Source organism: Micromonospora sp. NPDC003776, from assembly GCF_053605645.1.
Genome location: NZ_JBSGJR010000160.1, coordinates 1 through 12,120 on the forward strand (window position 1 = coordinate 1; position 12,120 = coordinate 12,120).

At 74.4% G+C, this 12,120-nt stretch carries 9 protein-coding genes and 1 pseudogene; 5 read left to right on the forward strand and 5 right to left on the reverse strand.

Translation table 11 applies throughout. The features are described from left to right. Nucleotides 1-69: 69 nt before the first annotated feature. Together ACWEVO_RS15585 and ACWEVO_RS15590 are read right to left on the reverse strand one after the other, a co-directional pair. Nucleotides 70-2,367: pseudogene (locus ACWEVO_RS15585) on the reverse strand (bifunctional [glutamine synthetase] adenylyltransferase/[glutamine synthetase]-adenylyl-L-tyrosine phosphorylase); the annotation flags it as partial. 1 nt (nt 2,368) lies between these two features. Then, nucleotides 2,369-3,136 carry a type 1 glutamine amidotransferase gene (locus ACWEVO_RS15590; RefSeq protein WP_452308207.1) on the reverse strand — a complete coding sequence of 256 codons (768 nt, stop codon included), beginning with the start codon at nt 3,134-3,136 and terminating at the stop codon, nt 2,369-2,371. Nucleotides 3,137-3,208: 72 nt separating this feature from the next. On the opposite strand from ACWEVO_RS15590, the gene ACWEVO_RS15595 reads away from it, so the two are divergent. Next, nucleotides 3,209-4,138, forward strand: coding sequence for a S66 peptidase family protein (locus ACWEVO_RS15595; protein ID WP_452308208.1), 930 nt, complete (start codon nt 3,209-3,211; stop codon nt 4,136-4,138). A 17-nt stretch (nt 4,139-4,155) separates the two neighbouring features. On the opposite strand, the gene ACWEVO_RS15600 is transcribed toward ACWEVO_RS15595, so the two are convergent. After that, nucleotides 4,156-5,037, reverse strand: a complete 882-nt coding sequence (locus ACWEVO_RS15600) for a Vgb family protein (protein WP_452308209.1) — start codon at nt 5,035-5,037, stop codon at nt 4,156-4,158. A gap of 177 nt (nt 5,038-5,214) precedes the next feature. Between ACWEVO_RS15600 and ACWEVO_RS15605 the strand changes: the two genes are divergently transcribed. Then, nucleotides 5,215-5,673 carry a hypothetical protein gene (locus ACWEVO_RS15605; protein WP_452308210.1) on the forward strand — a complete coding sequence of 153 codons (459 nt, stop codon included), beginning with the start codon at nt 5,215-5,217 and terminating at the stop codon, nt 5,671-5,673. 157 nt (nt 5,674-5,830) lie between these two features. Here ACWEVO_RS15605 and ACWEVO_RS15610 read toward each other — a convergent pair whose 3' ends face one another. Next, on the reverse strand, nt 5,831-6,202 hold the full coding sequence (locus ACWEVO_RS15610; protein WP_452308211.1) for a VOC family protein: 372 nt from the start codon (nt 6,200-6,202) through the stop codon (nt 5,831-5,833). A 173-nt stretch (nt 6,203-6,375) separates the two neighbouring features. Between ACWEVO_RS15610 and ACWEVO_RS15615 the strand changes: the two genes are divergently transcribed. Together ACWEVO_RS15615 and ACWEVO_RS15620 are read left to right on the forward strand one after the other, a co-directional pair. Beyond that, nucleotides 6,376-6,753, forward strand: a complete 378-nt coding sequence (locus ACWEVO_RS15615) for a hypothetical protein (RefSeq protein ID WP_452308212.1) — start codon at nt 6,376-6,378, stop codon at nt 6,751-6,753. A 1,411-nt stretch (nt 6,754-8,164) separates the two neighbouring features. Next, nucleotides 8,165-8,809: a zinc ribbon domain-containing protein gene (locus ACWEVO_RS15620; protein ID WP_452308215.1), complete on the forward strand. Its 645-nt coding sequence runs from the start codon at nt 8,165-8,167 to the stop codon at nt 8,807-8,809. A gap of 83 nt (nt 8,810-8,892) precedes the next feature. Here the strand turns inward: ACWEVO_RS15620 and ACWEVO_RS15625 are convergent, their stop codons facing one another. After that, nucleotides 8,893-9,993 carry an L-dopachrome tautomerase-related protein gene (locus tag ACWEVO_RS15625; protein WP_452308213.1) on the reverse strand — a complete coding sequence of 367 codons (1,101 nt, stop codon included), beginning with the start codon at nt 9,991-9,993 and terminating at the stop codon, nt 8,893-8,895. 194 nt (nt 9,994-10,187) lie between these two features. Here ACWEVO_RS15625 and ACWEVO_RS15630 point away from each other — a divergent pair. Then, a partial coding sequence (locus ACWEVO_RS15630) for an FAD-dependent monooxygenase (protein WP_452308214.1) occupies nt 10,188-12,120 on the forward strand: 1,933 nt, incomplete at its 3' end.

Sequence of the window (12,120 nt, forward strand, 5' to 3'; positions counted from 1 at the left end):
TGTCGGTTCCCCGATCGCCTCACTCCCGTTTCACGCCCCGCCCGCCAAGCTGTTCTTCACCGGCACCACCGCGCCGGCACGCGGACCGCCGGGCGGCGGGTCGTAGACGAAGAGCACGTCGGCGTCGGAGAGGTAGTTCGACTCGTATCCGCCCAGCCGACCCATCCCGATCACCGCGAAGCGCAGCCCGGGCGGCGCCGGCTGGGCGGCCCGGGCGATCCGCAGCGCGGCGGCCAGGGTGGCGTCGGTGACGTCGGCCAGGGCGGTGCCGACCGCGCCGACGTCGACCAGGGTGGGCACCCGCTCGGCGCCGGGCTCGGCGGAGCGGGGGGTGAGCGGGGCCAGCGCGCCGGCCCGGCTGAGCACATCGGCGCAGGCCAGCCGGACCAGCTCGCGGCGACGCAGGGCGCGGACCGCCCGGGTGGCCTCGACCGGGTCGTCGTGCCGGGCCGCCGCCGCGCCGAACCCCTCGCCGAGCACCGCGCGCGGGCGCGGGGTCAGCTCACTGTCCTCGGCCAGCAGCCGCAGCGCCTCCGGCTCCCGGGCCAGCAGGTCGGCGGCGTACCGGGAGGAGGAGAGCACCCGGGCCAGCCGCCGCGCCACCGGCCCCTCGTCGCGCAGCAACCGCAGATACCACGGGGTGCTGCCGAGCTTGTCGGAGACCTGCCGGTAGTTGAGCAGCCCCCGGTCCGGCTCGGGCGCGTCGGCGAACTCGCTGAGCAGCACCGGCAGCAGGGTGCGCTGGATCGCGGCCGTCCGGCTCACCCCGCCGGTGAGGGCCTGGAGGTGACGCAGCGCCCCGGCCGGATCGGCGAAGCCGAGGATCTCCAGCCGGTGCCGGGCCGCCTCCGGGGTGAGCCGCAGCCCCTCCGCGGGCACCCGGGCCACCGACTCCAGCAGCGGCCGGTAGAGCAGCTTGGCGTGCAGCCGGCGTACCTCGGTGGCGTGGGTGACCCACTCGGCGCGGAACTCCTCGACGGCGCTGCGCCCCGGGGTGGCCTGGTAGCCGAGCGCGGCCGCGAGCCAGCGCAGGGCGGCCGGCTCGGTCGGCACGGTGTGGGTACGGCGCAGGCCCTGCAGCTGGAGCCGGTGCTCGACGCCGCGCAGGAAGCGGTAGCCGCGCAGCAGCGCCTCGCCGTCGGCCCGGCCGACGTAGCCGCCGGCGACCAGGGCGCGCAGCGCGGGGATCGTCCCGGGCACCCGGAGCGACTCATCGCCCCGGCCGTGCACCAGCTGGAGCAGCTGGACCGCGAACTCGATGTCCCGCAGCCCGCCGGGACCGCGCTTGATCTCGCGTTCCAGCTCCTTCGGCGGGATGTTGTCGATGATCTTCCGGCGCATCGCCCGGACGTCCTCGACCGCTTCCGGCCGTTCGGCGGCGGTCCACACCAGCGGCGCGAGCTGCTCGATCCACTCGCGGGCCAGGCCGAGGTCGCCGGCCGCCGGGCGGGCCTTGAGCAGCGCCTGGAACTCCCAGGTCCGGGCCCACCGCCGGTAGTAGGCGAGGTGGCTGGCCAGGGAGCGGACCAGCGGCCCCCGGCTGCCCTCGGGGCGCAGCGCGGCGTCCACCGGCCAGGCCACCAGCCCGCAGATGTGGATCAGCCGGGTGGCGACCAGGGTCGCGGCCGCCAGGTCGTCGTCCTCGGCGGCGACGAAGATGACGTCCACGTCGGAGACGTAGTTGAGCTCGTCGCCGCCGCACTTGCCCATCGCCACCACGGCCAGCCGGGGCCGGGGCGTGCCCGCCGGCAGCTCGTCCACCGCGATGTCGTAGGCGGCGGCGAGGGTGGCGTCGGCGAGGCCGGACAGCGCGGCCATGGTCTGTTCCAGGCCGCGGCCGCCGGTCAGGTCGGCCGCGGCGATCCGCAGCAGCGCCAGCCGGTACGCCTGCCGCAGCACCGGGATCGGGCCGGTGGCGGCGGTCATCCGGGCGGCGGTGGCCAGGTCGAGCCGGCCCTCGGCCGGGGGCGCGAGGCCGTCCGCCTCGGTGGCCAGCACCCGCCACTGGCCGGGATTGGCCACCAGGTGGTCGCCCAGCGCCGAGGAGGCGCCCAGCACCGCGACCAGCCGCCGGCGCAGCCCCGGGTCGTCGTGCAGGGCGTCGAGCAGGCTCTCCTTCTCCAGCCCGGCCGCCCCGGCCGCCCGGCGCTCCGCCTCGTCGAGGCGGTGCAGCTGGCGCAGGGCCAGGTCCGGGTCGGCGGCCCGGGAGAGCGCGGTCAGCAGCTCGGCGGCCCGCTCGTCCGCGGGCTCCTGGGCGTCCGGCCGCCACAGCCGCAGCCCGTCCGGCCCGAGCAGGTCGGCGGCCCGCCCGCCGTCGCCCTCCGCGAAGCCGTACCGGGCGAGGCGTCCCCTGGTCGGTCGGGTCATGTCAGTGGCCGAGCAGCGGCAGGCTGCGGCGGGTGGTGTCGTCGTCCAGCTCGCCGAGGGCGAGGGCGGCGAACCGGACGGCGAACGGCTGCCACACCTCCTCGACGTCGGCCATCACCCGGTCGCAGGCGGCCACCACCAGCTCCGGGTCGTAGCCCAGCTCGGCGAGCTGCGCGGAGTCGCGCGCCCAGTCGGCGATCATCGCGGTGTCGCACTCGATGTGGAACTGCAGCCCCCAGGCCCGGTCGCCGAGACGGAACGCCTGGTGCGGGTAGCGGGTGGAGGCGGCCAGCAGGGTCGCCCCGTGCGGCAGTTCGGTGATCTCGTCGGAGTGCCACTGGAGCACGTCCGGCATCAGCGGCACGTACCGGAAGAGCGGGTCGGTGTCGGCGGCGTCCCGCTTGCCGACCACGGTCGGCCCGATCTCCGGTCCGGACGGGCTGCGCTCGACCTGACCGGCGTGCGCGCTGGCCAGCAGCTGCGCGCCGAGGCAGATCGCGAGGGTGGGGACGCGCTGCCGGACGGCCTTGCGCAGCAGCCCTTCGAGCGCCGGCAGCCAGGGTGCGCTGGGGCTGCCGTCGGGCAGCGGGTACGCCTGCTGGTCGCCGCCGAGCACCACCAGCGCCGCGTACCCGTCAAGGTCGGCGGGGAGCGGGTCGCCGGCGTGCGGGCGCAGCACCCGCAGCTCGATCCCTCCCTCGGTCAGCCACTCCCCCAGTCGGCGGAGGTCGTCGGTCGGGTCGTTCTCGATCACCAGCGCGGTCGCCACGACGTCGAGGCTATCCGGTACGCCCGACGCCGCCCGGTCCGGCTCGGCCCGGCGGCCGTTAGGCTCCCGCTCGTGCCCACCGACGACTGCCTGCGTCCCCCGGTCCTGCGTCCCGGCGACACGGTGATGCTGGTGTCCCCCTCGGGTCCCACCCGCCCGGAGCGGGTGGCGCGCGGCATGGAGCTGCTGACCGGCTGGGGGCTGCGCCCGGTGCTGGCGCCGAACGCGTACGCCCGCCAGGGCTACCTGGCCGGCGGGGACGAGCTGCGGGCCGCCGACCTGAACACCGCCTTCGCCGACCCCGAGGTACGCGGGGTGATCTGCACCCGGGGTGGTTACGGCGCGCAGCGGATGGTCGACCTGATCGACATGGCCGCGGTACGTCGGGACCCGAAGGTGGTGGCCGGCTTCTCCGACATCACCGCCCTGCAGTTCGCGCTCTGGCGGGGCGCCCGGCTGGCCGGCGTGCACGGCCCGGGGGCGGCCTGGCTGGACGAGCGGACCCCGCCCCGCTCGGCGGAGTCGCTGCACGCCGCGCTGATGACCACCGAACCGGTGACCGTGGCGGCGGTGAAGGAGGAGGAGACGTACCCGGTCCGGGTGCCCGGCCGGGCCGAGGGCCGGCTGCTCGGCGGCAACCTCTGCCTGATCACCGCCTCGATCGGCACCCGGGACATGCCGGACCTGGCCGGCGCGATCCTGCTGGTGGAGGAGGTCCAGGAGCCGCCGTACAAGATTGACCGGATGCTCACCCACCTGCGCCGCTGCGGCGCTTTGGACGGGATCGCCGGGGTGGCGGTGGGCCAGTTCACCGAGTGCGCGGACGGCTGGGACACCACCGTCAACGACGTGCTGACCGAGCGCCTGGGCGACCTCGACGTCCCGGTCCTCGGCGGCCTCCCGATCGGCCACGGCGTCGGCCAGCTCACCGTCCCCGTCGGCACCCCGGCGGTTCTCGACACCGACACCGGCACCCTGACCGTCACCCCCGCCGTGGCGTGACCCACCCGGCCCTCTGGTCAGGGCGTGAGGTGGGCGGCGGCGCCGGTCTCCAGGGCGATCCAGACGTCGCCGTCCGGAGTGACCGTGAGGCCGTGCGGCTCCGAGTGTGGGGTGGGCAGGTCGTGGCCGGTGACGCGGCCGGCGGGGTCGACGTGGCCGATCCGATTCGCGCCCCACTCGGTGAACCAGCAGCCGCCGGCCGGGTCGGCCACGATGGCGTGCGGGCGGGCGGCCCGGTCCGGCAGCGGAAACTCGTCGATGGCGCCGTCCGGGGTGATCCGGCCGAGCTGGCCGGCGATCTCGACGAACCACAGCGCCCCGTCCCCGCCGAGGGTGATCCCGACCGGGCCGGCGGCGTCGGTCGGCAGGGCGTGCAGGGTGACGTCGCCGTCGAGGCCCACCCGGCCGATCGCGTTCGCCTGGTTGAGGGTGAGCCAGAGCGCCCCGTCCGGCCCGGCGGCCAACATCGACGGGAAGCCCTTGGCGACCGGCAGCGGGAACTTGCTCACCTGCCCGTCGACGGTGACCCGGCCGACGGTGTCGTCGCCCATCCCCGCGTACCAGAGGGCGTCGTCGGGGCCGACGGCGAGACCGCACGGGGCGGTCCCCGGCGGCAGCGCGACGGAACCGGCCTGCCCGTCGACCGTGATCCGGCCGAGCCGGTCGTCCCCGGAGCGGGTGTACCAGAGGGCGCCGTCCGGCCCGCTGACGATGATCAGCGGCCGGCTCTCCGCCGGATCGGTGCGCCAGGTCCGCACCTCACCATCGGGTGCGAGCCGGGCGACGCCGCCCGACCCGGACAGGGTGAGCCAGAGCCCGGCGTCCGGCCCGACGGCGATCCCGTACGGTCCGGCGCCCGGCCCGGTCAGCGGAATCTCACGGATGGCGGGGGATGACATGACGCTCGCCTTTCCTCGGGAACGGCCCACGCTGCCGGACCAGGACACACCTTCGCAACCTGTTTGTCCTATTCGACGCCACACCTTCAGCGTGTTCATAGCGTCACGACGGCCTGTCCCCAGGTTCGGCCGTCACTGTCGGTGAGGCCATCGCACCACCACCGAACTGGAGATCACATGATCCGCACGATGTCGAGGAAGCAGCTGCTGGTCGGCCTGGCCGCCGCGGGAGTGCTCGGCGTCGGGATCGCCGCCCCGACGGTGGCGCTCGCCGACGACAAGAGCCCGGCCCCGAGCGCCAGCACGAGCACCGATCAGGGCAGCGACCGGCAGCAGCAGCGCGCCGACCGGCAGCAGGAGTTCGCCGAGTCCCTCGCCAAGGAACTGGGCGTGCCGACCGACAAGGTCACCGCGGCGCTGGAGAAGCTCCGCGAGCAGCACCGGGCCGACCGCCCCGAACGGCCGTCGACCGAGGACCGGCAGGCGAAGCTGAAGGAGCGGCTCGACCAGGCCGTCAAGGACGGCAAGCTCACCCAGGAGCAGGCCGACGCGGTGCTGAAGGCCGTCGAGGCGGGCGTCTTCCCGGGCCCCGGCGGCCACGGCCACCGCGGCTGGGCCGGGCAGTCCGGCAACTGACCCGGGTGGCCCCGCCGTCTCCTCACCGGCCGAATCTCCCTCCCAGCCGGGCCGGCGGGGCCATCCCGTGACACCCAGGGCGGGGCGTCCCGTCCCGGCGGCGCTGCCGGGGCGGACGCCCGCCCGTTCACCGTAGGTACGGTCCGGGAACCGTGGATCACACCGCGGGCGGCGGGGTGAAGACCCCGAGGTGGTTGCCCGACGGGTCGAGCAGGTGCGCGAAGGCCAGTCCGCTCGGGGCGGTACGCAGCGACACCAGCACCTTGCCCCCGGCCGCCTCGGCCCGGCGGCAGGTCTCCGCCACGTCCGCCACCTCGGCGTAGAAGATCGCGTAGTTCGGCGAATCGCCGTTGGTGGCCCGGATCGCGCCGCCGATCCCCTGCTCCCCACCGGCCGTGGTCTGCCGGTACGACGCACCCGGACCGCCCTGCTCCTCGAAGGTCCAGCCGAACAGGTCGGCGTAGAAACGCTCGACCTCCTCCGGCCGGTCGGAGCCGATCTCGAACCAGGTGACGGGCGTGCTGGACATGCTTCCTCCTCCGCGCGCCGGCCGGTCGGCCGGCGTCATCAGGAGCCAGCCTCGGGGGTGTGCGCGACAGCGTCCTGTCGGTGTTTTCCGGCCAACCGCAACTCGACTCGTCACCCGGACGAGGCGACGGGTGGGGCCTGGTTGACCCTCCACTGTCGACGTAACCTACGTCGGTGCCCAACCTCGAGGACCTCGCGACCCTGCTAGTGCCCGCCGTGGCGGGCCTGATCAGCCTCGTCGTCGCGGCCGTCGGGAACTACCTCAGGAACCGAACGCGAGCTGTCTCTCGCGTTCTGGAAGAGCGCTACCAGGCCGCCGCCACCGACGTTCTCGAGACCGTCGAGCAGCTGCAGCCGGAGCGGCCCTCACCCTCACTCGAGGATGAGATCGCGGAGGTCTCCGGGACACTGGCCACCACCGTGACGCGCCTGCGCGACCTCAGCGCCAAGGCGCAGGCGTACGAGGCAGAGGTCCGTGAGCTGGTGAAGCGGGCGGATGCCGCACAGGCCACCGCACAACTGAACGAGGAGCAGGCTCGGGGACTTGGTTAAGGATCGTCAGTGATCGTGGGCCGGTCGTGGGTGTCGGTGTGTTCTGGTTTGATGCGGGGCGGTGGGGGTCTGTGTCTGCGGTCAGTGCTGTCGTGTGGCGGGGTTGTGCGGGCTGGCCCGGGTCTGGGTGTGGTGAGGTTGGTGGCGGGTGAGTCGGGCGGTGTCGCTGGCTGAGGGCGAGGCCTCCCGCACCGCCTGCGTCCGCGCTCTTGTGCGCGCCGGCGTGGATGAGCAGACCGGCGAGGTCCTGTCCCAGGCGGTGCTGGCCGAGCGTGTCGGCTGGTGCGCCGATCTGGTGGCGGGCATGGTTTCCGGGCTGTTGGCGCAGCGGTGGAATGCCGCGGATGTGCGGGTGTTGGCCTGCGGTGTGGACGCGGGTGGGCGGCGGTTGCCGTCGAACGCGTGGATGGCGTTGCGGCGGCTGGGTTGGACCGTCACCGTCCCGGAGGGGGTGAGGGTTAATGACCGGATCGTGCGGATGGCTCAAGAACAGGCCGGACGTGCGCTGCGCTCGGTGACGTGGCGTGCCGATCTGACCGCCGGGATCCTCGCATCCTGGCCGGCCGACCCGAGCAAACGCACCGCGCAGGAGTGGGAGCAGGTGCGCCAGGCGGTTGCGGGCGGGGAGTATCTGCCGTCAAGCGTCATTAAAGCGCGTACCCGGCAGGCCGCCACGTTCCTCAACGCCAACGGTCGCCTCCCGGTGGACGTGTTCGAACTGGAAGGCCCGCCGCGAGTCCCGCGGATGCTGCTGCTGGCCGCGTGTGACCGGCAGCAGGCGACCATGGAACGCGGCGAGGCCGACCCGGGCAGGGTGCTGCTGCGCCTGCAGTTGCCCACCCGTCCGGATCCGCGCACGTACGGGGACTGGACGTGGGTGGCCTGCCCGATCAGCCTGCCGCCCACCGTCCCGGCGGGCGCGGTGCTGCACCTACCCACCCTGCGCCTCAATGGTCGGCAGGTGCGCGCCGATGTCGCGTTCACGCACGCCGTGCCGAAAGCCCGGCGCGCCGGTCACACGGTGGCGCTCGGTGTGGACTGGGGCCTGAACACCCTGCTGAGCGCGGGGGCCCTGCGACGGCATGCCGATGGCCTGATCACGGCGTTGGGGGCTGGTGGCCAGTTCCGGGCCGCCGGAGTCCTGGCCAAGCAGCACCGCCTGCGCCGCCTGTCCGAGCGGCTGCACGCCAAGGCCGACCAGTACGTGCGGCTGATCGGCCGCGACCCGCAGCACCACCTGCTCGGCAAGCTTGCCGTGCTGCGCGACGAGATCCGACACGTCTCCCAGCGCCGCCAGAACCTGAACGCCGCGCTCGCGTGGGCCGCCGCCCGCTGGACGGTCGACCAGGCGATCGCCGCCGGCGCGACCGTCATCTACGTGGAAGACCTGCGATCTTTGGAAGCACAGGGCATGGGGGCCACCCTGAACACGCGCCTGTCCCAGCAGGTCCGCGGGAAGATCATCGACCGCGTCCGGCACCTCGCCGCCGAGACCGGTATCGCCGTGGTCGGCGTCCCCGCCCGCGACACCTCCAAACACTGCCCGCAATGCCTGACCCCCCTACGGCACCGCAAAGCCCCCGACCAGCCCACCACCCCGGGCTGGAAATGGGCCATCTGCCCTCACCAGTCCTGCGGCTGGCAGGGCGACCGCGACCACGGCGCCTGGCGGCGTATCGCCGCCCGCGGCCTGACCCATCAGGCCAAGACCGTCACCGACCGCAGCAGCGGTGCCATGGTCATCCGGGCCGGTTTCCTGGCCGGGCTCGGGCTGCCGACCGCAGCGCACCCGTCGGGAATGGGCGAGCACGTCCCCGCCGACGCCAGCGGCCGGACCGCGGAGCCCGGGGTGTGGGTGGCGGGCAACGTCACCGACCCGTCCGCCCAGGTCGGCGCCGCGGCGGCGGCCGGCACGTGGGTCGCGGCCCAGATCAACGCCGATCTGGTGGCCGAGGAGGCCCGCGGCGCGGTCGCCGCCCGGCGGGAGCCGTTCTCGCCCGCGATCGAGGCCCGGGTGGGTGAACTGGTGGCGGGCGACCGCCGGCACGGACTCTGAAGAGGCCGGCCTGGCCCGCCGATCGGCGGCGGCGGTCGCCCCCGGGCGGCACGCTGCCGGTGGCCCGCCGCTCCCGCGCCGACTCAGCGCAGCCGGACCGGGCCGGCGTCGATCCGGATCCGGAACAGGGCGTACGGCTTGCGGCGCAGATCCTGGCCGCGCTGGTACTTCGCCTGCCGGTGCAGCTGGTTCGCGGTGACGTAGAGGTACCCGTCGGCGGCCACCGACATGGTGTCGGGCCACAGCAGGCGTGGGTCGTGGACGACCGTCTCGTACTCCCCGTCGGGGCGCCGCCGCAGCACCGCGTTCTGCTCGTAGGAGGTCAGGTAGAACCGGCCCGCGTCGTCGGTCTCCAGGCCGTCCGCGCCGCCGCCCTTGTCGCCCTCGTCCACCACCGTCGCCGCGACCTCGGCGTCGTCGCGGGTGCGGTCGGCCAGCGCGTCGGTGGCCACGCTGTACCAGCGGCGGGACGCGAGCGGGCAGTAGTGCAGGCGCGTCCCGTCGGCGGAGATGGCGATGCCGTCGGAGCCCATCGCCACCGGCTTCGGCGGCCCGTCCGCCGGCCGCTCCAGGAACGGCCGTCCCTCGACCACCGGCCGGAAGTCGGACAGCGGCTCCGCCCTGGTGGACGGGTGGTCGTGCAGCCGCCGCCAGGACGCCCCGCTGGCCAGGTCGACCACGATGATCCCGTTCGGGCCGGAGTCGGACGAGTCGGTGACGTAGGCGGTGCCGGCCTCCCCGCGACGCAGGTCGAACCGCACGTCGTTGAGGTACGTCGACGGCAGCGCCACGTCCGTCGGGAAGGTGATCACCTGGGCCACCCGGTCACCGTCCAGGTCGACCCGGACCAGCTTCGGCCCACCCGGGCGGGTCGGCTGGAACATCGGGCCGCCGGTGTCCAGCACCCACAGCCGGTCGGCCGGGTCCACCACGACGCTCTGCACCGACACGAACGCCTTCGCGTCGTCGTCGCCGGCCGGACTGTTCCACGCCTCGTCCGGGAACGGCACCTCCCGGCCGTCGCGCAGCTCCACCACGGTGGCGGGCACCTGGTCGCCCCACTTCGGGAAGTTGACGAAGATCCGCCCGGTGTGCGAGACGCTCACCCCGGTCGGCATGGGTCCCGTGAACGTGTGCACCAGTTCCAGCTCGCCGGTCGGCTCGTCGCGTACGGGCCCGTTCATCCGCTGCTCCTGACTGCTGGTTGAGGGTCGCGGTTCCCGCCGCCCCGCCCGGCAAACCTGGCGTCGGCCCCCGCCGGGCGTCACGACGGGCGGATTCGGTGCCCGCCGCCGGTGACGGACGGTTGACGCGACCTCCGGCAGGGTCGCAGCACGACGTCAGCCCCTCGTCCCGTCAGGCCGTCCGAGGAGACTTCATGATCAGGACGATGCTCCGGCTCACCGCCCGCCCCGGATGCGAGTCCGTGCTGGGTGTGGCGTGCCGGACGGTCGCCGGGCAGATCGCCGGGCTGCCCGGCGGTCTCCGGCAGGAGGTGCTGCACGACGCCATCGACCCGGCGGTGGTCGTCCTGGTCACCGAGTGGGCCGACGAGGCGGCCCGGCGCCGGTACGCGGCCGGCCCGGTCGCCGCGCGCTTCGCCGACGCCGTCCGCCCGCTCTGCGCCGCGCCGCCGCGCGTGCGGGCGATGCGGGACGCGCCCACCGGGTCGACGATCTACGTCGACGTCGAGCTGACCGTGCCGGCCGACCGGCGCGCGGAGTTCCGGCGCGGCTACGCCGAGGTCCTCGGGCGGATGGCCGGCGTGCCCGGCTACCTGCGCGAGGAACTGCTCTGCGAGCCCGGATCGGACGTCCACCACATCTTCGCCGAGTGGCGCGGCGAAGCGGAGTTCCACCGCTGGATCGGCAACCCGGCGCACGCGCGGGAGGAGGCCGGCCCGATCGCGCCGTTCCTCCTCGACATCCGCCGCCGGCTCTTCCACGCCGTGGCCGATCCGGACAGCAGCCGAGAACCCAGCGCGGGCAGGGAGGCCGACGTGCACAGGACAACGGAGGTACTGGTCGTCGGGGCGGGGCCCACCGGGCTCACCGCGGCCGTCGAACTGGCCCGGCGTGGCGTCGCGTGCCAGGTGATCGACAAGCTGGCGGCGCCGCCCGGCCAGGCGGACAAGGCGATCGGCGTGCACTGCCGCACCATGGAGCTCTGGGAGGAGCAGGGCATCGTCCGGGAGGCGATGGACGCCGGCGTCTGGCTCACCGGCAACATGGTGTTCGTCAACGGCGTCGAGACGCACCGGATGAGCTGGGAGCTGCCGGGGCTCGCGTACGCGCACCTCGGCCTGCCCCAGTACGAGACCGAACGGCTGCTCACCGAGCGGCTGGCCACCCTCGGGGTACGCCCCCGGCGGGGGACCGGGCTGGTCTCGTTCACCCAGGACGACGACGGTGTGACGGCAGTCCTGGCGACCCCCGACGGCGGCACCGAGACCGTACGGGCCGCGTACCTGCTCGGCTGCGACGGCGCGCACAGCCGGGTCCGCGAGCTGCTCGGGCTGACCTTCACCGGTGGGCTCGGCCGGTTCCCCCAACTGTTCATGCTCGGCGACGTGGACGTCGACTGGGACATGCCGGAGGGACACCTCCTGCGGTTCCTGCACGAGACGGACGGCCGGATGGACGGCATGCTGGTCTGCGTGCCGCTGCGCGGCGAGCGCCGGTACCGGATCGCCACCCTCGCGCCGCCCCGGTTCTTCGCGCAGACCGGCGGTCAGGAAGCGCCGCCCGGGTTCAGCGAGGAACTGGACGAACCGACGCTCGCCGACGTGCAGGCCGCGCTCGACCGGTTGGCCCCGCCCGGCACCCGGGCGTCGAACCTGCGCTGGTCCTCGGTGTTCCGGATCAGCCACGGCATCGTCGACCGCTACCGCGACGGCCGGGTGTTCGTGGCCGGCGACGCGGCGCACCTGCATCCGCCGGCGGGCGGCCAGGGCATGAACACCGGGATCCAGGACGCCTGGAACCTGGCCTGGAAGCTGGCCCTGGCGGTACGCGGGATCGCCGCGCCCGGCCTGCTCGACAGCTACGAGACCGAACGGCGGCCGGAGGGCGAGGAGATCGTCGGCCGGGCGGTCCGGATGGCCTTCACCGACGAGCTGGACCGGGCGGACCTGGAACGGCAGTTCCTCCAGGAGATGTCGCTGCTGCTCAGCTACGCCGGCAGCCCCCTGGTCGGCGAGTCCGTCACCGACCCAGACGCGCTGCCCGGCGGCCCCGGCCCCGGCGATCTGGCCCCCGACGTGGCCGGCCTGCGCCGGCGCGGGGTCGGGTATCCGCTGCGGCTGCGCGACC

Bases quoted from the DNA above. Each gene is read 5' to 3' on its own strand.
- ACWEVO_RS15600 (WP_452308209.1), bottom strand. From the start codon at position 5,037: ATGTCATCCCCCGCCATCCGTGAGATTCCGCTGACCGGGCCGGGCGCC.
- ACWEVO_RS15605 (WP_452308210.1), top strand. From the start codon at position 5,215: ATGATCCGCACGATGTCGAGGAAGCAGCTGCTGGTCGGCCTGGCCGCC.
- ACWEVO_RS15610 (WP_452308211.1), bottom strand. From the start codon at position 6,202: ATGTCCAGCACGCCCGTCACCTGGTTCGAGATCGGCTCCGACCGGCCG.
- ACWEVO_RS15620 (WP_452308215.1), top strand. From the start codon at position 8,165: ATGGGGGCCACCCTGAACACGCGCCTGTCCCAGCAGGTCCGCGGGAAG.
- ACWEVO_RS15625 (WP_452308213.1), bottom strand. From the start codon at position 9,993: ATGAACGGGCCCGTACGCGACGAGCCGACCGGCGAGCTGGAACTGGTG.